The organism is Streptomyces sp. A5-4, assembly GCF_051131715.1.
GTDB lineage: Bacteria > Actinomycetota > Actinomycetes > Streptomycetales > Streptomycetaceae > Streptomyces.
On sequence record NZ_CP178591.1, the window covers coordinates 2,028,311 to 2,048,148 of the forward strand.

16 protein-coding genes and 2 pseudogenes are annotated in these 19,838 nt (G+C 71.4%); 8 read left to right on the forward strand and 10 right to left on the reverse strand.

The features are described from left to right. Positions 1 to 162: 162 nt before the first annotated feature. Entirely contained in the window at positions 163 to 1,305 is a 1,143-nt protein-coding gene (locus ACLLJJ_RS09330; RefSeq protein WP_434588866.1) for a hypothetical protein, read from the forward strand. A 425-nt stretch (positions 1,306 to 1,730) separates the two neighbouring features. Here the strand turns inward: ACLLJJ_RS09330 and ACLLJJ_RS09335 are convergent, their stop codons facing one another. The 4 genes from ACLLJJ_RS09335 to ACLLJJ_RS09350 form a co-directional block, all read right to left on the reverse strand. Further along, complete coding sequence (locus ACLLJJ_RS09335; protein ID WP_434588868.1) at positions 1,731 to 2,303, reverse strand: hypothetical protein; 573 nt, start codon at positions 2,301 to 2,303, stop codon at positions 1,731 to 1,733. A 130-nt stretch (positions 2,304 to 2,433) separates the two neighbouring features. Then, positions 2,434 to 3,375 (reverse strand): 3-oxoacyl-ACP reductase, encoded by a 942-nt coding sequence (locus tag ACLLJJ_RS09340; RefSeq protein ID WP_434588870.1) that lies wholly within the window; start codon positions 3,373 to 3,375, stop codon positions 2,434 to 2,436. An 18-nt stretch (positions 3,376 to 3,393) separates the two neighbouring features. Further along, positions 3,394 to 4,470: a Zn-dependent alcohol dehydrogenase gene (locus tag ACLLJJ_RS09345; protein ID WP_434588872.1), complete on the reverse strand. Its 1,077-nt coding sequence runs from the start codon at positions 4,468 to 4,470 to the stop codon at positions 3,394 to 3,396. Between the two features lie 110 nt (positions 4,471 to 4,580). Next, positions 4,581 to 5,435 (reverse strand): MaoC/PaaZ C-terminal domain-containing protein, encoded by an 855-nt coding sequence (locus tag ACLLJJ_RS09350; RefSeq protein ID WP_434588873.1) that lies wholly within the window; start codon positions 5,433 to 5,435, stop codon positions 4,581 to 4,583. 406 nt (positions 5,436 to 5,841) lie between these two features. On the opposite strand from ACLLJJ_RS09350, the gene ACLLJJ_RS09355 reads away from it, so the two are divergent. After that, a complete protein-coding gene (locus ACLLJJ_RS09355; RefSeq protein ID WP_434600356.1) occupies positions 5,842 to 6,999 on the forward strand; it encodes a sensor histidine kinase in 1,158 nt (385 codons plus the stop codon). Continuing rightward, entirely contained in the window at positions 6,996 to 7,601 is a 606-nt protein-coding gene (locus ACLLJJ_RS09360) for a response regulator (protein WP_434588875.1), read from the forward strand. Before ACLLJJ_RS09355 ends, ACLLJJ_RS09360 begins: the two co-directional genes overlap by 4 nt. Positions 7,602 to 7,752: 151 nt before the next feature. Here ACLLJJ_RS09360 and ACLLJJ_RS09365 read toward each other — a convergent pair whose 3' ends face one another. Further along, complete coding sequence (locus tag ACLLJJ_RS09365) at positions 7,753 to 9,183, reverse strand: MFS transporter (RefSeq protein WP_434588877.1); 1,431 nt, start codon at positions 9,181 to 9,183, stop codon at positions 7,753 to 7,755. A gap of 332 nt (positions 9,184 to 9,515) precedes the next feature. Continuing rightward, positions 9,516 to 10,064: pseudogene (locus ACLLJJ_RS09370) on the reverse strand (thiolase C-terminal domain-containing protein); the annotation flags it as partial. Between the two features lie 140 nt (positions 10,065 to 10,204). On the opposite strand from ACLLJJ_RS09370, the gene ACLLJJ_RS09375 reads away from it, so the two are divergent. Further along, positions 10,205 to 11,473: an IS256 family transposase gene (locus ACLLJJ_RS09375; RefSeq protein WP_434600248.1), complete on the forward strand. Its 1,269-nt coding sequence runs from the start codon at positions 10,205 to 10,207 to the stop codon at positions 11,471 to 11,473. A gap of 65 nt (positions 11,474 to 11,538) precedes the next feature. Here the strand turns inward: ACLLJJ_RS09375 and ACLLJJ_RS09380 are convergent. Together ACLLJJ_RS09380 and ACLLJJ_RS09385 are read right to left on the reverse strand one after the other, a co-directional pair. Then, a pseudogene (locus ACLLJJ_RS09380) lies at positions 11,539 to 12,189 on the reverse strand (beta-ketoacyl synthase N-terminal-like domain-containing protein); the annotation flags it as partial. A 43-nt stretch (positions 12,190 to 12,232) separates the two neighbouring features. Further along, positions 12,233 to 14,428 (reverse strand): acyl-CoA dehydrogenase, encoded by a 2,196-nt coding sequence (locus tag ACLLJJ_RS09385; protein WP_434588879.1) that lies wholly within the window; start codon positions 14,426 to 14,428, stop codon positions 12,233 to 12,235. A 154-nt stretch (positions 14,429 to 14,582) separates the two neighbouring features. On the opposite strand from ACLLJJ_RS09385, the gene ACLLJJ_RS09390 reads away from it, so the two are divergent. The 4 genes from ACLLJJ_RS09390 (at position 14,583) to ACLLJJ_RS09405 (ending at position 18,377) form a co-directional block, all read left to right on the forward strand. After that, positions 14,583 to 15,230, forward strand: a complete 648-nt coding sequence (locus tag ACLLJJ_RS09390; protein WP_434588881.1) for a class I SAM-dependent methyltransferase — start codon at positions 14,583 to 14,585, stop codon at positions 15,228 to 15,230. A gap of 22 nt (positions 15,231 to 15,252) precedes the next feature. Further along, positions 15,253 to 16,227 carry an N-acetylmuramoyl-L-alanine amidase gene (locus tag ACLLJJ_RS09395; protein WP_434588883.1) on the forward strand — a complete coding sequence of 325 codons (975 nt, stop codon included), beginning with the start codon at positions 15,253 to 15,255 and terminating at the stop codon, positions 16,225 to 16,227. Between the two features lie 154 nt (positions 16,228 to 16,381). Further along, positions 16,382 to 17,254 (forward strand): DUF5336 domain-containing protein, encoded by an 873-nt coding sequence (locus ACLLJJ_RS09400; RefSeq protein ID WP_434588885.1) that lies wholly within the window; start codon positions 16,382 to 16,384, stop codon positions 17,252 to 17,254. A 112-nt stretch (positions 17,255 to 17,366) separates the two neighbouring features. Further along, positions 17,367 to 18,377, forward strand: coding sequence for an LLM class F420-dependent oxidoreductase (locus ACLLJJ_RS09405; protein WP_434588887.1), 1,011 nt, complete (start codon positions 17,367 to 17,369; stop codon positions 18,375 to 18,377). A 28-nt stretch (positions 18,378 to 18,405) separates the two neighbouring features. Here ACLLJJ_RS09405 and ACLLJJ_RS09410 read toward each other — a convergent pair whose 3' ends face one another. Together ACLLJJ_RS09410 and ACLLJJ_RS09415 are read right to left on the reverse strand one after the other, a co-directional pair. Continuing rightward, positions 18,406 to 19,188: a maleylpyruvate isomerase family mycothiol-dependent enzyme gene (locus ACLLJJ_RS09410; RefSeq protein WP_434588889.1), complete on the reverse strand. Its 783-nt coding sequence runs from the start codon at positions 19,186 to 19,188 to the stop codon at positions 18,406 to 18,408. An 18-nt stretch (positions 19,189 to 19,206) separates the two neighbouring features. Further along, entirely contained in the window at positions 19,207 to 19,806 is a 600-nt protein-coding gene (locus tag ACLLJJ_RS09415) for a hypothetical protein (RefSeq protein WP_434588891.1), read from the reverse strand. Positions 19,807 to 19,838: the final 32 nt, after the last annotated feature.

Sequence of the window (19,838 nt, forward strand, 5' to 3'; positions counted from 1 at the left end):
GTACGAGCCGACTTCGCGCCCACCGGCGCATCGTCCAGCACACGCGCCCCCGCACTCTCAGCCGAAGCACGTAATAGCCACCCATATGTGTGAAGAGGGGGGTCTCGTGTTGTTCGGCAGGAAGTGCGAAAACTAGCTTCGGTCGCCGGAGGTGACTTACCGATGACGGCCTGTGCCATCGAGACCGCCGCATCCGACGACGCGGTGGGAGCGGCGATGTTCACGATCACCGCGGACGGCTCCTACGCCGCGCGGCTGGCGGGTGAGGGCGAGGCCCGGTTCCCGGAGCGCTGGACGCTCGACGGACCCGAGCCCTACGCCGTACCCCTGCCCGCCGACCAGCCCGAGGAGCCGGACACCGGACTGCTGCCCCTGACGGACGGGCGGGTGCTCATTCACCGCAGGGTGGACGGGCGGCACGCTTTCTCGCTGCTCTACCCGACGGGGCCATTGACGGGGGAGCTGCCGGTCGGCGCGGTCGAGTGCGGCCTGCTGACCCTGCTGCCGCCCGCCCCCGACGGCGTCAGCGCCTACGCGCTGGCCGTGGGCGAGCGGTCCACGGCGGTGTGGCAGGTCGCGGGCGGCGCCTTCGGGCCCGAGCACGTCGCGGAGGTGGCGGGACGCTGCTCGGGCGGCGTGTGGCTCGACCGCACGGGGCGGATGCTGGCCCTGGACCGGGAGAGCGAGGGGGTCACCAAGACGGTGGCGGTCGACCTGGAGCGGGGCGGCGAGACGACGCCACTGCTGCAGATCGCGGAGCAAAGCAACGACCGGCTGCTGCTCGCCGACGCGGACAGCGGGCTGCTGCTGATCCGCTCGGACGCGCCGGGGCACGACCGGCTGGGGTGGGGGGTGATCGGCAGCCACCGCCCGGTGCGCTTCCCGGAGTGCCTGCGGCTCCCGGACGCGGCGCTCTCGCCGTTCGCCGTGCAGCCGGGGCAGGTGCTGATGCCGGAGAGCTGCGCGGTGGCGCTGCGGGTCGACGGGGCGGCGGGGAGCTGGCTGGGGATGTGGCGGCCGGCGGAGCGGCGGCTGACCCAAGTGGCTGCGCCCGAGGGGTGGTTGGCGGGGGCCGGGATCTGGACGCGGGAGGGGGTGCTCCAGCTGCCGTACGCGACCGCGGCCGTGCCGTGCGGGGTGGCCCGCGCGCAGGCGCCGCCGCCCATGATCACAGAACCCGCGCAAGCGGAAGCGGTGACGGAAGTCGCAGGTGGGGAACCGTTTGGCGACTCCGCGCCTCTTGTGGTGTGCAAGCCGGTACCACTGCAGCAGGCGCCGCTCACCGGGCGCGTCACGGCTGGTTAGACTTTCGCCCTGGACTACGAGCCGTACCGGTCGGACGCCCACGGTGACGATGCCGGTCAGGGTTCATGTACGTGCAAACAGCGATCACTATGGGGTGACTTCCCACCATGTACGAAACCGGAACCGACTCGGCCCAGGGGCGCTCACAGAGCAAGGCCGACGGCTCAGGAAAGCACCGAGGCGGGGCGGCGACGACGGAGGAAACGGCGGCCGAGGTCCATGGCCGTCACCGCCGGACGCCGGCAGACAGCGGTAACCGATAGAGATGTGACGGCGAAGGGCCCGTACCGAATTGGCTTCGGTACGGGCCCTTCATCGTTGGCCCTGTGACCAGTTGGCCCTGTGACCAGTTGACGTTGAGACCAGTTGACGTTGAGACCGCTTGGCCTTGAGACCAGTCGGCCTGTGACCAGTTGGCCAGGGGGTCAGCGGCGTCTGCCGACGGCGTACGCGAGCCCCCAGGCGGATCCCGCGGCGATCAACAGGCCGAGGGGTGAGACCCAGTCGATTCCCGACTGGTCTCCCCACCAGGCCCTGGCCGGGAAGAACGGCTCGTGCTCCAGCAGCTCCAGGACGACCGAGGGCGTCTCGCGCACGGCCAGGACGATCGGCAGGGCATTGGTGTAGCCGAAGAACGCGCCGAGCGCGGCGATGATCGCCCCGGCGACCCCGGCGCCGCCGCTGCGGCGTCCCACCAGCCCGATGAGCGCGCCGACGGCCACTCCGTTGACGAGGCTGTGCGCCACATAGAGGGTGTGCGCCGAGTCCGGCGTCTGGTCCTCGTAGGTGGCTACGAGGATGCCGGCGTAGATCGCCGAAATGACGACCGAGGCGAAGAACGCGAGGAAGACCGCACCGACCGGGCTGCCCCGGCGGGCCTGTGGCGGCTGCGGTCCGAAGGGCACGGGCTGCGGCGGATACGGCCCGCCCGGTTGCATCGGCGGTGGCTGGTTGTAGGGGTTGTACGGGTTGTGCTGTGGTGGCGGTGGCCCGCTCATTGATCCCCCGTGAAGCTGAAGAACGACTGAAGACAGTCAGAGGGAGCCAAGCTATCAACGGGATACGGCAGGGGCCCGGGGGCCCGGTCCCGGGCCCCCGAACCACCGCGTTGTCGCCCCAGGACCGGCCTCAGGACCGCTTGAGACCCAGCACCTCGGCCGCGGCGAACGTCTCGTGCGCGGGCCGCTCCTCGTAGTACGGGGAGATCAGCTCGTCCAGCTCGGCGAAGGTGAAGGTCTCCTTCGCCGAGTCGAACTTGGCCGCCACCTTGGGGCGTTCGACGATCGCGACCATGCCGCCGTGCACAACAAGGAGCTGGCCGTTGACCTTGGCCGCCGCCGGGGACGCGAGGTAGCCGACCAGCGGGGAGACGTGCTCGGGGGCGAGCGCGTCGAACTGCCCGCCCGTCGGCTCGGCGAATCCCGCGAAGACGTCCTCGGTCATGCGGGTGCGGGCGCGCGGGCAGATCGCGTTGGCCGTGACGCCGTACTTGCCCAGGGCCAGCGCCGTCGAAGTGGTGAGACCGACGATGCCGCCCTTCGCCGCCGCGTAGTTGGGCTGACCCGCGGAGCCGGCCAGGAAGGCCTCCGACGACGTATTGACGATGCGGCCGTAGACCGGGCCGCCCGCCGCCTTGGACCGAGCCCGCCAGTGCACCGAGGCGAAGTGGGTGGTGTTGAAGTGCCCCTTGAGGTGGACGCGTATCACCGAGTCCCACTCGTCCTCGGTCATCGAGAACACCATCCGGTCACGGAGGATGCCCGCGTTGTTGACCAGGATGTCCAGCTTTCCGTACGTGTCGACGGCCAACTGGACCAGCGCACCGGCCTGTTCGTGGTCCGAGACGTCACCGAGGTGCGCGACGGCCCGGCCGCCGGAGGCGAGGATCTCGGCGGCGACCTCATCGGCGGGCGCGGCCGAGGCCTCGCCCGAACCGTCGCGCCCCGGCTGCCCGTAGTCGTTGACGACGACGCTCGCGCCGAGCCTGGCCAGTTCCAGGGCCTCCGCCCGGCCCAGGCCGCGCCCGGCGCCCGTGACGATCGCGGACAGGCCTTCGAGTGGCAGTGACATGCGAGTCCCTTCGTGTCCTCAGATTTCGATGCAGGTGCGCAGGGCCTCGCCGGTGCGCATCTGGTCCAGGGCGTCGTTGATCGAGTCGAGCCGCACCCGGTGGGTGATCAGACCAGCCAGGTCGATCCGGCCCGCGCGCCACAGGGCGATGGCCCGCTCGTACGAACGCAGCACGTCACCGCCGCCGTACATGGACGGCAGGATCCGCTTCTCGTCGAAGAACAGCTCGAACATGTTGACCTGGAAGTGGTCGTCCATGGCGCCGGCGCCGACGACGCACAGGGTGCCGCCGCGTCGGGTCGTCTCGTACGCGGTGCGCGCGGTGGCGGCCTTGCCGACGACCTCGAAGACGTAGTCGAAGCCCTCCCCCGCGGTGATCCGCTGCTTGGCGTCGGCGAGCTCGTCGGGCGAAACCGCCTCGGTCGCGCCGAACTTGAGCGCCGCCTCGCGCCGTGAGGCGACCGGGTCGACGGCGACGATCTGCGCGGCGCCCCGCACCCGCGCGCCCTGGATCGCCGAGATGCCGACGCCGCCGCAGCCGATGACGGCGACGGATGAACCGGCCTCCACCTGGGCGGTGTTGATGGCCGCGCCGAGTCCGGTGGTCACGCCGCAGCCGATGAGGGCGGCGATCTCGAAGGGCACGTCGTCGGGGATCGGGACGGCGCAGCCGGCCCCGACCACGACCTCCTCGGTGAAGGTGCCGGTCCCGGCGAAGCCGAAGACCTCACCGCCGGGGCGCTTGAAGTTGGGGACGCCGGAGTTCATGAGGCTGGCCAGACACAGGTGGCTCTGGCCGCGCCTGCACGACGCGCAGGCGCCGCACGCGGGCAGCCAGCAGACGAGCACCCGGTCCCCCTGGCTGAGCCCGGTGACGCCGTCCCCGATGTCGATGACCTCGCCGGCGCCCTCGTGGCCGGGGACGAAGGGAGCGGGCTGCGGCAGCACGCCGTTCATCGCGGAGATGTCGGAGTGGCACAGTCCGGTGGCCCGGATGCGGAGCTTGACCTTGCCGGGACCGAGGCCCACGGTCTCGACGTCGTCGAGCACTTCGAGCTTGTCCTGCCCTATCTCGTGCAGTACGGCTGCGCGCACGGTACGACTCCCTTCTCAGGTGTGTACGACTCTGTACGACCTCTGTACGACCTCAGGTGTGCTCAGGGTGTGCGACCTCAGGGGTGTGCGACCCCAGGTGTGTCCGGACCTCAGGTGTGCACGACGGTGGTGTCGGCCAGGACCGGCGCGTCGTCCCGCTCCACGGCTGTGACGGACACCTGGACGCGCCCCGGCGACCGCCACATCCGGACGCGCAGGGTCTCGCCCGGGTACACGACCCCGGCGAAGCGGGTGCTGTACGACGTCACCCGCGCGACCTCACCGCCGAGCACGGTGTCGACGACGGCCTTGAGCGTCATCCCGTACGAGCACAGCCCGTGCAGGATGGGCCGGTCGAAGCCGCCGAGCTTGGCGAACTCGGGGTCCGCGTGCAGCGGGTTCCAGTCGCCGGACAGCCGGTAGAGGAGCGCCTGGTCCTCACGGATGGGCTTCTCGACGGTCACGTCCGGTGCGCGGTCGGGGAGTTCGAGCCGTTGCGAGGGTCCGCGTTCGCCGCCGAAGCCGCCTGCGCCGCGTACGAAGATCTGCGCGTCGCAGGTCCACAGCGGGCCCGCGTCGTCGGCCGCCTCGGTGCGCAGCACGATGACCGCCGCCTTGCCCTTGTCGTACACCGCCTCGACCCTGGAGGTCTGCAGGGCCCTGCCCTTGACGGGGATCGGCCGGTGCAGCTCGATGGACTGGCCGCCGTGCAGCACCTGGGTGAGGTCCACGTCGATGCCGGGCGCCGCGAGTCCGCCGAGCGAGGCCATGCCCGCGCCCGCGACGGTGGCGAAGCTCGGTAGGACGTGCAGCGTGGACTCAAGGGTGTAGCGCAGCTCGTCGGGGTCGGTGGCGGGAAGGCCGGCGCCGAGGCCGAGATGGTAGAGCTGAATGTCTTTGTGATCCCAGGCGATCTCGCCGGATCGGGGCTCTGCGGCGACGGCCTTGGCGGCATCGATGGGCATGGATGCGTGCTCCTTGAGGGAGAGAAGACCTCGGTGCGGCCGTCCGCACCGTCGGCCGCACCGAGGTCGTACGGGATCGGCCGCGAACCGCCCGTTCTAGAACGCGTTCTAGGCCGATGGCCCCTATATATAACGCACGCCCGGATACTTGTGAAGACTGCTGACGCCACGTCAGATAGGCCCGGTACTTTTGTCCCGCGCGAGTCCGTACATGCGCATCTGCCGGGGCGCCGGTGGACTCCGTAGCGTCCATGACATGACGACGGCACAGGACGAAACGCCCGCGGCGAGCCTCGGGGAAGCAACCAGGAACGCGCTCGGACCGCCGCGCGGGAAGCACGGATCCCGCAAGGACGGCGACTGCCGGGAGACCGGACCCTGCCGGGACGACGGCATGATCTCCCCCATGGACGAACCGAAGAAATGGCAGCGGTATCAGCTCCCGGGAGCGCCGGACGGCTACAAGATGCTGCCGTGGATGCTGCTCGGCCTGGGCGGCCTCGCCAATCTCCTGCGGACCGACACCCCGAACCCGTGGCTGGGCGCGGTCGGACTCCTCACCTTCAACTCCCTCTACATCTATGTCGTGTTCAGGGCCTTCGACAAGCGGACCCGGGAGGGCCTTTCGGTCCTGCTGGCCCTGGCGGGAATGGCGGCCGTCACCTACGGCCTCGCCATCGGCTACGGCGGCGCCTGGCGCCTCCTCTTCCCCCTCCTCGCGCTGGCCTGCGGCACCATCCTGCGCAGAAAGCCGCTCGGGCCCGTGATGCTGCTCCTCGGAGGCTCCGCGGGGGTCATCGCGACCTGGGACAGCGGCGACCCGTGGACCGCGGCGGCCGTCGGCTACGGCACGGCCCTGTCCGGCGTGGTGACCTCCGCCATCCTTTCCCTCTCCGAAACGGTGCGTGAGCTGCGTGCCACCCGCGAGGAGCTCGCCCACACCGCGGTCGAGAAGGAACGCCTGCGCTTCTCCCGCGACCTGCACGACCTGCTCGGGCACACCCTCTCGGTGATCGTGGTGAAGTCCGAGGCCGCCCGCCGTCTGGCCCCGCGCGACCTGGACGCCGCGCTGACGCAGGTCTCCGACATCGAGTCCGTGGGCCGCCAGGCCCTCACCGAGATCCGCGAGGCGGTCACCGGCTACCGCGAGGGCAGCCTCACCACCGAGCTGGACGGGGCCCGCTCCGTGCTTGACGCCGCCCGCATCGAATCGGTCGTACGCCGCACGGGCTCCTCCCCGCTCGCCCCGCAGACGGAGGCGCTGCTCGGCTGGGTGGTGCGGGAGGCCGTGACCAACGTCGTACGGCACAGCGGTGCGACGCGCTGCGACATCACGGTGGACAGCTCACCCGAACGCGTCCATATGAAGATCACGGACAACGGCCGGGGCGTAGGCTCCGAACAGCCGGTCGGCCGGATCGGCGGCACGGGACTGAAGGGCCTCACCGAGCGCCTCGCGGCGGCCGGCGGGACACTCGACGCCGGGCCTTCCACCCGCGGCGGCTTCCTGGTGAGCGCCGAACTGCCCGTCGGCGCCGACCAGGAACTGGAGCCCACCCCATGATCAGAGTTCTCCTCGCCGAGGACCAGGGCATGATGCGCGGCGCGCTGGCGCTGCTGCTCGGTCTGGAGGAGGACATCGAGGTGGTGGCGCAGGTGGGGGCCGGCGACGAGATCGTGAACACCGCGCTGCTGTCGCGTCCCGATGTGGCGCTGCTCGACATCGAACTCCCCGGCCTCAGCGGGCTCGACGCCGCGGCGCTGCTGCGCGACGAGACGCCGGACTGCCGGGTACTGATCCTCACCACCTTCGGCAGGCCCGGCTATCTGCGGCGCGCGATGGAGGCCGGGGCGGCGGGCTTCCTGGTCAAGGACGGCCCGGTGGAGGAGCTGGCGGTGGCGATCCGCCGGGTGCTGACCGGCGAGACCGTCATCGACCCCGCGCTGGCCGCCGCCGCGCTCAGCGCCGGGCCGAGCCCGCTCACCGCGCGCGAGTGCGACGTACTGAACGCGTCCGTGAACGGGGCGACCGTCGCCGACATCGCGACGAAGCTGCATCTGTCGGAGTCGACGGTACGCAACTACCTCTCGGCGGCGATCGGCAAGACCGGCACCCGCAACCGCATGGAGGCGGTGCGGTCGGCGCGGCAGCAGGGCTGGCTGTAGGACCGGGTGCGGGCCCGAACGCGGCCTGGCCGCGGGTGCGGGTCCGGGTGCGGGTGCGGCCTGGCTGGTGCTGGTTCGGCCGCCGGACCGGCCGTCGGACCGCGTCCGGCCGCACGGCCGGGCCCGCGCCGGAAGGCCCTTGCCCGCGCTCCTACGCCGCGCTCTTGTGCCGCGGCAGCCAGATCAGCATCAGTACCACCCCGGCGAACAGCGCCGCCGCTCCCGCCCGGAACGCCAGCGCGTAACCGGCCGTCAGCGCCTCCGCGCTCACCGCGCCGCCGGTCCTGGACGCCGCGACCGTCGAGAGCACGGCCAGACCCAGGGCGCCGCCCATCGTGCGCGAGGTGTTGATCAGGCCCGACAGGAGCCCGGCGTCGCCCGGCGCTCCCGCCGAGGTCGCGAGCGAGGCCAGCGGTGTCGCGGCGAGCCCCGCGCCCACCATCATCAGGATGCCGGGGCCGAGTACGGCCGTCAGGTACGTGCCGTCGGCGCCCATCATGGACTGCCAGGCCATACCCACGACGGCCACCATGCTGCCGGTGATCGCGACCTGGCGCGCACCGATCCTGGCCATCAAGCGCGGCGCGAGCTTCGCGCCCAGGACCACGCTCAGGGAGCTGGGGATAAGGGCGAGCCCGGCGCCGAGCGGGGTGTAGCCCAGGACGTTCTGGGCGTACAGCGTCATGAAGAACCACATGCCGAACATCGCGGAGCCGTTCACGAACATCGCCGCGTTCGCCGCCGACACCGCCCGGATGCGGAAGAACTTGAGCGGCATCAGCGGCGCCTTCGTCCGCGCCTCCACCACGATGAACAGGCCGAGCAGCAGCAGACCGGCGACGAGCGGCACCAGCGTCGCCGCCGCGCCCCAGCCCTCCGCCTCGGTCTGCACGATCCCGTACGCGAGGATCGCGAGACCGGCCGTGACCAGCAGCGCGCCGGGCAGGTCGAGCCGCCGGCCGTCCCTGGCGTGGCTCTCGACGATCCACACGGCGGCCCCGGCCAGCACCAGCGCGCCGATCGGTACGTTGATCAGCAGCACCCAGCGCCAGGACAGGGCGTCCGTCAGTACGCCGCCGACGAGCCCGCCCGCGGCGCCGCCGCCCGCGCCCACCGCCGACCAGGTCCCTATGGCCCGCGCACGGGCCGCGCCCGCGGGGACGGCCGAGGTGAGGATGGTGAGCGTGGCGGGCGCGAGAACGGCCGCACCCAGCCCCTGCACCGCGCGGGCGGCCAGTAGATGCCACTCCTCCTGCGCGAGTCCGCCCGCGAGCGAGGCGGCGGTGAACAGGCCGAGCCCGACCAGGAAGGTCCGCTTGCGGCCGAAGAGATCCGCGGCCCGCCCGCCGAGCAGCATGAAGCCGGCGAAGGCGATCGCGTACGCGTTGACCACCCATTGCAGTCCGGCGGCGCTGAGCCCGAGGTCGGCCCGCATCGACGGCAGCGCGACATTCACGACGGAGACGTCGAGGACGACGAGGAACTGTCCGGCGCAGGCCGCGAGAACGACGAGCCAGGTGCGGGTGCTGGTGCGGGCGGGAGGTATGACGGTTTCGGAAGGGGCTTGGACCATGGGCGTCATGGTCGCAGCATTCGAGTGCCCCGTACATCCGCATTTCGCAGCAGAGGGCGGGGGTCGCAGGGCCTAGGCCGCGGGGCGGGGTGCGGGGTGCGCCTGCGGCGGCTTGTTCCCCACCCCGCCCCTTCCCGGAGTCCTCAAGCGCCGGACAGGCTGAAAGATCTTCTTTCAGCCCGTCCGGCGCTTGAGGACCGGGGTCCGGGGGCGGAGCCCCCACGCGGCGGCAGCCGCACCATGTCACAGCCGGGAAGGGGCGGGGAGGGGACAGCGCCGCAGGCACCCGCACCCGCACCACCGGCCCGCACCCCACACCCGCACCGCGCCGCACGCACCCCTCACCCCCGCCGCAACACCGTCACCACCGCCGCGCCCCCCAGTCCGATGTTGTGCGCGAGCCCGACCCGCGCCCCCGCCACCTGCCGCGCTCCCGCCTCCCCGCGCAACTGCCAGGTCAGCTCCGCCACCTGCGCGAGGCCCGTCGCGCCCAGGGGGTGGCCCTTGGAGATCAGGCCGCCCGACGGGTTGACGACCCAGCGCCCCCCGTACGTCGTCGCGCCGCTCTCCACGAGCTTTCCCGACTCGCCGTCCGCGCACATGCCCAGCGCCTCGTACGTCAGCAGCTCGTTGACGGAGAAGCAGTCGTGCAGCTCGACGACGTCGACGTTCTCGATGCCGAGGCCCGAGTGCTCGTAGACCTGGCGCGCGGCAGCCCGTGACATCGGCTTGCCGACGACATCGATGCACGAGCCCGACGCGAAGCTCTCCTCGGTGTCCGTCGTCATCGACTGCGCGGCGATCTCGACGGCCTTGTCGTGCAGACCGTGCTGGACGACGAAGCGCTCGGAGACGACGACCGCCGCCGCCGACCCGTCGGAGGTCGGGGAGGGAGTGTCATGAATCAGGTGTGGGTCTCCCCGAAGGAGTGAGCCTGATGAGTACGACGACTGATCACCTGATCGAGGGCGTCGACGGCGTGTCACTTGCCGAGGTCGGCGATGGCGCTCAGGGTGCCGACGTGAAGTCGATGCCGGTATCGCACAACGGTCTGTCCAGCGAGCTGCTGGAGGAGCTGGCCGCGCTCGCGGCCGAGAAGGTCCGCGGCGGGGGACTGCGGCTGATGGGCGAGGGCGGCCTGTTGCCGGAGCTGGCCCAGCACCTGATGCAGTCCGCTCTGGAAGCCGAGATGGACGAGCATCTGGCCGTGGAGGCCGGCCGGGTCGGTGGACGCGGGTCGCGCTCGGGTGGCAACACCCGTAACGGGTACCGGGCCAAGAAGGTGATGACGGAGGTCGGTGCTGTCACGGTGCAGGTCCCCAGAGACCGGCTGGGTACCTTCCAGCCCCGGATGCTGCCCAAGTACGCCCGCCGCACCGGCGCGTTGGACGACCTGGTGCTCTCGCTGACCGCGAAGGGACTGACCTCCGGTGAAATCGTCTCCCATCTCGCCCAGACGTACGGGATGACGACGACAAAGGAGACCATCTCCACGATCACCGACAAGGCCCTGGAATCGATGGCAGAGTGGCGCACGAGGCCGCTGGACTCGGTCTACCCGGTCATCTTCATCGACGCCGTGCACGTGAAGATCCGGGACGGCTCTGTCGCCAACCGGCCCATCTACGTGGCCGTCGCGGTCACCGCCGACGGCTATCGCGAGATCCTCGGGCTGTGGGCCGGGGACGGCGGCGAGGGCGCCAAATACTGGCAGACGGTGCTGACCGAGATCAAGAACAGAGGCGTCCGTGACGTGCTGATGCTGGTCTGCGACGGGCTCAGCGCCCTGCCTGACGCAGTGAACGCAGTCTGGCCCCAGACCGTGGTCCAGACCTGCGTGGTGCACCTCCTGCGTGCCAGCCTGCGTTATGCCTCGCGCCGCGACTGGGCCGAAGTCGCCCGCGACCTCAAGCCCGTCTACACCGCCGTCAACGAGGACGAGGCCCGGACACGGCTGACGGACTTCGACGACAAGTGGGGCAAGCGCTACCCCTCGATCGCCGGGACCTGGGAGCGGGCCTGGAGCGAGTTCGTGCCCTTCCTCGGCCTTCCCGACGCCATCCGGCAGGTCGTCTACACCACCAACGCGATCGAGTCCCTCAACGCCCGCTACCGGCGCGCGGCCCAGGCCTGCGGACACTTCCCCAACGAGACCGCCGCCCTCAAGCGCCTCTACCTCGCCACCCTCGCCCTGGACCCCACCGGCCGCGGCCGCCAGCGCTGGAACAACCGCTGGAAGTCGGCGTTGAACGAGTTCGACGTCCTCTTCGACGGCCGCCTCACCGCCGGACGGGTGTAGACCGAACAGCCCACCGAAAAACCTGTAGGCCAAACAGACGAACCACACCTGAATCCTGATAGACCCGTCGGGGAGCACTGGAGCTTGGTGAGCGGCCGGTGGATCGTCTTCGCGGCGAGGACCTCGTCGACGGTGTACGGGTCCTGGAACTGGGCGTACGGGTTGTTGACGGAGTGCCGGTGGTTCTTGGCGCCGACCGCGGCGAGCTGCGCCTCGGTCGTGCCGTAACGCTCCATGTGCTCACGGGCGGCGTTGCCGAAGATCTGCGCGGTGGGCGGGGTCATCTCGAAGCCGTGCTTCGCGGCCATGACACCGTAGTGGCGCGCCACCGGGGAGGTCGCGAAGTCTCCGGCGTCCCCTCCCCCGCCGAGCGCCCCCCGCTTCATCTTCTCGAAGCCGAGCGCGAGGACGCAGTCGCTGATGCCCCCCTCGACGAACTGCCTGGCCATCATCAGCGCCGTGGAGCCCGTCGCGCAGTTGTTGTTGACGTTGTAGACGGGGACACCGGTCAGGCCGAGTTCGTACGCCGCGCGCTGGCCGGCGGTGGAGGCCTGGAAGCAGTACCCGACGGGCACCTGCTCCACCTGCTCGTACGAGATCCCCGCATCGGCCAGCGCCTTGGTCCCGGCCTCCTTGGCCATGTCCCAGTACTGCCAGTCACGGCTCTCGGGCTTCTCGAACTTCGTCATCCCGACACCGATGATGTACGCCTTCATGCTCTCCCCAATCTCTTCTCCGGCTCACGTCCGGTCACGCTCGTCAGTCGCGCGGCAGGCCGAGGATGCGTTCGGCGACGACATTGAGCTGAACCTGGGTGGTGCCTCCCGCGATGGTCAGACAACGGGACATCAGGAAGCCGTGCACGGCCCGCTCCCCCGCCCCTTCACGCACCGCGCCCTCGGGGCCGAGCAGTTCGAGGGCCAGCTCGGCGACCTTCTGCTGGTGCGGGGTCTGGACGAGCTTGCGGACGCTGGCGCCCGCGCCCGGTTCGAGCCCGGAGACCTGCTGGATGGTGGTGCGCAGCCCGATGCAGGCGAGGGCGTGCGCCTCGGCCGCGAGCGCCCCGATGCGCGCCCGGTACGCGCCGTCCAGGTCCGCGGACCGTTCGATCAGCGCTTCGAGCCCGGTGTCGAAGGTCATCTGGTCGGCCATGTGGACGCGCTCGTTGCCGAGGGTGTTGCGGGCGACTTTCCAGCCGTCGTCCACCTGTCCCACCACCGCGTCCGCGGGCAGCAGCACGTCGTCGAAGTAGACCTCGTTGAAGAGCGAGTCGCCGGTGATCTCCTTGAGCGGCCGGATGTCGATGCCGGTGGAGGCCTTCATGTCGAGGACGAAGTAGGTGAGTCCCTTGTGCTTGGGCGCGTCCGGGTCCGTACGGGCCAGCAGGATGCCGTAGTCGGCCCACTGGGCGGCGCTCGTCCACACCTTCTGGCCGTTGATCCGCCAGCCGTCTTCCGTCCGCTCGGCCCTGGTCCGCAGCGACGCGAGGTCCGATCCCGCCTCGGGCTCCGAGAACAGCTGGCACCACAGCACCTCGCCGCGCAGCGTCGGCGCGAGGTAGCGCTCCTGCTGCTCCGGTGTCCCGTACGCGAGGAGCGAGGGCACCACCCAGGTGCCGATCCCCAGATCGCTCACCTTCACGCCCGTCTCGCGCATTTCCCGCTGTACGGCGAGCTGTTGTACGGGCCCGGCGCCGAGACCGTACGGCTCGGGCAGGTGCGGGGCGGCGTACCCGGTGGGCGCGAGCGCGCGGCGGGCGGCGCCCGGGTCGAGCCCGCGCGCCCCCGCGATCGCCGCACGCGCCTGCTCCCGGTACGCGTCCGCCGACCGCGGCAGCTCCAGCCGGAGCTCCCGGCGCACACCGCCCGCCGCGAGCCGTACGGCGTGCAGCCGGTGCGTGTCGCCCGCGCCGAGGAGCTGCCGTGCGACGAGCGCCCTGCGTAAGTACAGGTGGGCGTCGTGTTCCCAGGTGAAGCCGATTCCGCCGAGGATCTGCACGCAGTCCTTGGCGCAGCTGAAGGCGGCGTCGACGGCGGTGGACACGGCGAGCGCGGCGGTGAGCGTACGGACCTCGGCGGCCTGGGCGTCGGGACCGTCCGTGCCCGCGTCCTCGTCGGCCGCCCGCGCCGCGTCCCACACCAGTGCGCGCGCCTGCTCGACGCGTACGAGCATGTCGGCACAGAGGTGCTTGATGCCCTGGAACTGTCCGATGGGGCGCCCGAACTGCTCGCGCACCTTCGCGTACTCGACGGCCGTGTGCAGCGCCCAGCCCGCCGTCCCGCACGCCTCCGCCGCGTACAGCAGCGCCGCCAGGTCGCGGACGAGCGCGGTGTCCACGCCGAGCTCCCGGCCCGCCGGGACCTCCACGCCCCGCGCCACCACCTCCGCCGTCGGCCGGGTCGGGTCGGCGCTCTCCTGGGCGCGCACCGCGAGGGCGGATGCGTCCACCGCGAGCCAGACCGGTCCGTGCGACGCGTCGGCGACCAGCACGATCAGGTCGGCCTGCGCCGCCGCGAGCACCGGGGACGCGGTGCCGTCGAGCACATGTCCGCCGCCCTCCACCGCCACGGCGGTGAGGGTGCCGGGCCCGAGCGCCACCGCTCCGATCCGCTCGCCCGCCGCGAGCGCGGTCGCCAGTTCCCGGCGCCCGGCCCGGTGCAGTACGGCGGAGGCGAGCACGCTCGGCAGGAAGGGCCCCGGCAGTGCGGCCCGCCCGGTCTCCTCAAGGACGACGGCGAGGTCGAGCAACCCGCCGCCCCCGCCGCCGTACTCCTCGGGCAGATGCAGCCCGAGCAGTCCCAGGCCGGCGAGACCGTCCCAGTGGGCGGGTCTGCCGGGCTGCCCCGGCTCCGCGTCGAGAAGTTTGCGCACGTCCTGCGGAGGTACGGTCCGCGCGGCCCAGCCACGCACCGCCTCGGCCAACTCGCGTTGCTCACGCGTGATTCCGATGCCCATGGCGCGCACACTAGAACACGTTCCATTCTGACGGAAGGTCAGATGGTAAAGCTCCTGGTAACCGGGGGCGGATTGCCGGGCCGACTTCCCCGTACGGCAGCATGGGCCGCGCCCACGCGTACCGGAATCAGCAGAACCCCAACCGGAGGAACCCATGGCCGCCGCCGTTCCCAAGCCGCAGACGCTCGCCGCTTTCGAGGCCGCCAAGGGCTTCATGCCGCTGCGCGAGGGCCTCGCCCTGTACACGGCCGCGGTCGAGGCGGGCGCGCTCGGGCTGCCGCTGCTGGAGGTCGGCACGTACTGCGGGCGCTCCACGATCCTGCTCGCCGACGCCGCCCGTGAGGCCGGGAGCGTCGCCGTCACCGTGGACCACCACCGCGGCAGCGAGGAGCAGCAGCCGGGCTGGGACTACCACGACCCGAGCGTCGTGGACCCCGAGGTCGGCCGGATGGACACCCTGCCGACCTTCCGCCGCACCCTCCACAAGGCGGGCCTGGAGGACCACGTGGTCGCGATCGTTGGGCGTTCACCGCAGGTCGCCGCCGTCTGGGGCGGCAAGGTCGGGCTGGTCTTCATCGACGGCGGGCACACCGACGAGCACGCGAACGGCGACTACGAGGGCTGGGCGCCGCACGTCGTCGAGGGGGGCCTGCTGGTCATCCACGACGTCTTCCCGGACCCGGCGGACGGCGGTCAGGCCCCGCATCGCGTCCACCTCCGCGCCCTGGCCTCCGGCGCCTTCACCGACGTATCGGCGACGGACTCGCTGCGCGTCCTGCGCCGTACGTCCTCGGGGATCTGAGCGGCCCCGATAGCATCACCGGGTGTCGTACGACAGCCCTCCCCCCGCCCCGCGCCGCTTCGGCCGCAGCAACCTCACCGTGGCCATCGCCGCCCTGGCGCCGACCGCGCTGGCGGGCTGGCTCGTCTGGCAGACCATGGGCGGCCCCGATGGCGGCGAGCCGCCCAAGGTCATGCCGGTGCCCAGCCAGTCCGTCGCCCGCTCCAGCGCCGCTCCGCCGGTGAGCGTAACTCCGAGACGGTCCAGGCCGGCCACCCCGTCGGCCCCCGCCTCCCCCTCCGGCACGAAAACCGGCCACAGCGACGACAAGCCGGCCGGGACCGGTCCGCTGGCGGGCCGGGTCGTGGTCGTGGACCCCGGGCACAATCCGGGCAATTTCCAGCACACACGCGAGATCAACAAACTCGTGGACATCGGCACGAACCGCAAGGAGTGCGACACCACCGGCACGTCCACCAACGCGGGTTATACCGAAGCCACGTTCACCCTGGACGTCTCGCGCAAACTGCGCGCTCTGCTCCAGCGGCAGGGCGCGACGGTCAAGTTGGTACACAACGCCGATCGCCCGTTCGGCCCGTGCGTGGACGAGCGGGCCCGCATCGCCAACGAGGCGAAGGCGGACGCGGTCGTCTCCGTGCACGCGGACGGCTCCGCGGTCGGCAACCGCGGCTTCCATGTGATCCTGCCCGCCCTGGTCAAGGGTGGCGCGTCGGACACCGCGAAGATCGTCGGCCCGTCCCGCGAACTCGGCGAGCGCATCGCGGGGAACTTCGTGCGGGCGACGGGCAGCATGCCCTCCAACTACGTCGGCGGGGGCACCGGATTGGACGTCCGCAAGGACCTCGGTGGTCTCAATTTGACGACTGTGCCCAAAGTGTTCATCGAATGCGGCAATATGCGTGATCCGAAGGACGTCGCTCTGCTGACAAGCGAGAGCTGGCGCCAGAAGGCGGCGCAGGGAATCGCGGACGGCATCACGGGCTACCTCAAGGGGTAGGTCTGATACCCGGCGGACGACCCGGTCGGGCGGACGATACATTCATCCGTACGATGGGGAGCCACCCCCGAGCTTCGCACCGCGTCTTCGCATGTCCGCGCACACCGGCGCCGGCGATGACCGCCCCGACGAATCAACCCACAAAGGATCTTACGTGAACATCCGCTCCCTCACTCGAGGCGACGGCGTGGTGATCGGAGCAGCGGTGGTGCTGTTCATCGCCTCGTTCCTTGATGTCTTCGACCTTCCCGAATGCCGTGGAGAGTTCTGCGGCTCCTCCTCCTCGTCGAGCAACGCATGGGACTCGCTCGGCTGGCTGATGAGCATCTACCTCGCCGGCGTCATCGCCGCGGCGCTGATCGTGGTCAGCCGCGCCCTGCCGGGCCGCAAGGTCGCCGGTCTGGACCTCGGACAGTTCGGTGTCGCCCTCGCGGTCTTCTCGCTGTGGACGGCCTTCTGGACCATCATCGACATCGGTGACGCGGGCGCGGGCATCATCCTCGGCCTGCTCGCCACCATCGTGCTCGCGGCCGGCGCCGTCGCGTCCCCGCTCGTCCCGGCCCTCAAGGCCCCGCTGCTGAGTGCCCCGAAGCCGCAGGTCGCGCAGCCGTACGGTGGCCAGCCCGGCCCCGGCGGCTACGGCTACCCCGGCGCCCAGCAGCAGCCCTACGGCGGCCAGCCGGGTCAGCCCGGTCCCGGTCAGTCCGGTGGCTACGGCTTCCCCGGTGGCCAGCAGCCCGGCCAGCCGGGTCAGCCCGGTCAGCCGCAGCAGGCCCAGGCCGCCCCGGCGCCGCAGGCCCAGCAGGCAGCCGCCACCGCGCCCGCCGCAGACTTCGCGCCGTTCTGGTTCGCGGTCCCGGTCGCCCGTCCGCTGTACGCCGAGGACGGTTCGCCGACGCCGATCGCCGAGCTCGCGCCCGGCACCTGGTACCTGGCCGTGGAGCAGCGCGGCGCCGCGCTGGTCGCGCAGACGCAGGACGGCCGTCGTGGTGTCCTGCAGGACACCACCGGTATCCAGCGCGGCTGACGCCCGCAGCAGCTTCGACAAAGGCCCCTCGCCCCTTCCGGGCGGGGGGCCTTTGTCGTACAGTCAGCGAACTGACGGATCGTCAGAAAGCTGCGTCTGGAGGGATCCAGGGATGCGTCTCGGACTCGCGCTGGGCTACTGGGGCCGGGGCCCCGACCCCCGTCATCTCGATCTCGCCCGCGAGGCCGAGAACCTCGGCTACGACTCCGTGTGGACGGCGGAGGCGTGGGGCTCGGACGTGTTCACGCCGCTCACCTGGATCGCGGCGCACACCTCCCGCATCAGGCTCGGCACCGCGATCGCCCAGATGGCCGCCCGCGCCCCCACCGCCACCGCGATGCACGCCCTGACCCTGGACCACCTCTCCGGCGGCCGGATGATGCTCGGCCTGGGCCTGTCGGGACCGCAAGTGGTCGAGGGCTGGTACGGACGCCCCTTCCCCGCCAGCCCCCTCACCGCGACGCGCGAGTACGTCGAGGTGATCCGCCAGGTGCTGCGGCGCGAGGCGCCCGTGGAGATCGACGGCCGCTTCCACTCGCACCCGTACCGGGGCGAGGACGGCACCGGCACCGGCAAGGCGCTGAAGCCGATCACCCACCCGCTGCGCGCCGGCCTGCCCGTCCTGCTCGGCGCGGAGGGGCCCAAGAACATCGCCCAGACGACACGGATCGCCGACGGCTGGCTCCCCCTGTACTGGTCACCTACCCGCGCCGACGTGTACGAGGCGTCGCTGACCGGCGTCCCCGAGGGCTTCATGATCGCGCCGATGGCGCGGGCGCAGGTCTGCGACGACGTCGCCGAGGGACTGCTGCCGGTCAAGGCGATGCTGGGCTTCTACATCGGCGGGATGGGCCACGCGACCCGCAACTTCCATGCCGATCTGATGGCCAGGATGGGCTTCGAGGCGGAGGCCCACCGGGTCCAGGAGCTATTTCTGGCGGGCCGCAGGGAAGAGGCGGTACTGGCGGTGCCGGACGCGTTCGCCGACGAGATCTCCCTGGTCGGACCGCGCGAACGCATCGCGGAGCGCCTGGAGCTGTGGCGCGGGGGCCCGGTCACCGACCTCCTGGTGACGGCCCCGGACCCGCACACCCTGCGCGTGCTGGCGGAGTTGAACAGCTGAGAGCCGCCGCCCGGGCGCCCACCCCGCGTCAGCCGAACGATGTCCGCGCCAGCCAGAAGTCCAGCAGTTCCGCGTCGCCCAGCACCTCCACCCGGTCGCTCTGCGGGGGCAGGCGCCGGTAGAAGACCTGGAGTACGTCCGTGAGTGGGCCGCGCAGCGCGACCGTTGCCTTCGTGTGGGCCCGGCGCCAGGTGAAGCCGTACTCGCCGAACTCGATCAGCCACTCCGCGTCCGGCACGTCCGTCGCGTGCAGGTGGAGGGAGCGGCCCGCGCCGCGCAGCTCGTTCGCCTGCCGGTCCTTGCCGGTGGACTGGGTCCAGGCGACGATCTCAAGCCACTCGTCGATCGTGTCCGCCGCGACGTCCGGCTCCACCTCGAAGGTGATCCCGGCGGCGACGGCCGCGTCCGCGCGGTGGATCACCGTCTCGTGGACCATGCGGCGGGCCCAGAAGGCCACCGTGCCGTCCCCCGACCAGGACCACCGCCGGGCATCGGGACCGGCCTCCCGCAACGTCCGGGCCGCCTTCTCCGCGCCCTCCGCCAACCAGGCGTCCAGGGCTGCCGGTTCGCCGTCGCCGGGGCCGAGGAAGTCGGGGACCTGATCCTCGGGCACGTCCTCGGTCGCCTTCGTCCGTACGATCGCCTCGACCCAGCGGTGCGCGCCGCCGACGTGCCGGGCGAGGTGGCCGAGGGTCCACTCGGGACAGGTCGGCACCTTCACCGATACGTCCGCGCCGACCAGAACCGCCCTCAACAGGTCGGTCTGCCGGACGATTTCGTCACAGAAACGGTCATGCCCCAAATCAGTCATGGCCGCACTTTAAACGCGTCAGCCGGTGAGCTGGGAGGTCGAGGGAACCTTGTTCGTCACTTCGGCGCCCACGTCCTTACCCGCGTTCTTCACGCTGTTGATGATGCTCTCGAAGGCGCCGACGTCCGACTCGCCCGCCTCGCCCTTGCGCAGCTTCGTGCCGAGTCCCTTGATCGACTCGATGCCTGCGGTCAGCGGTGCCACCGCCTTGGACAGCAGCTCGTCGCCCTTGGCGTTCTTCACCGCCGCGTTGAGCCTGTTGTACGTGAAGGCTCCCGCGAGCCCCGCCTTGACCAGCGCGACCCTGCGCCCGTCGGCGCCCTTCTTGAACTTGCCCGCACGGAACGGCTTGACGATCCACTGGTACGTCGCTCCCGCCGCGAGCCCCGCGTTGGCGACGAAGCGCGTCTTGGCGAGCTTCTGCGCCTCGGCCGATCCCGTCGCCGAACCGGACGGGGTGGCCGCCGCGCCGTCCTGGTCGTCGTCGCCGCACGCGGTGGTGGTCACCAGAAGGACGCAGGTCAGCAGCAGCGCGACCAGGGCGCGGCGTACCGGGGTGGATGCGGGCACGGCGTTGCCTCCAGGGTGGGCGGTGATCGACAGCACTGTCCGCAGCATCACCCGGCCACCGCCCGCGCGCATCCCGGCGG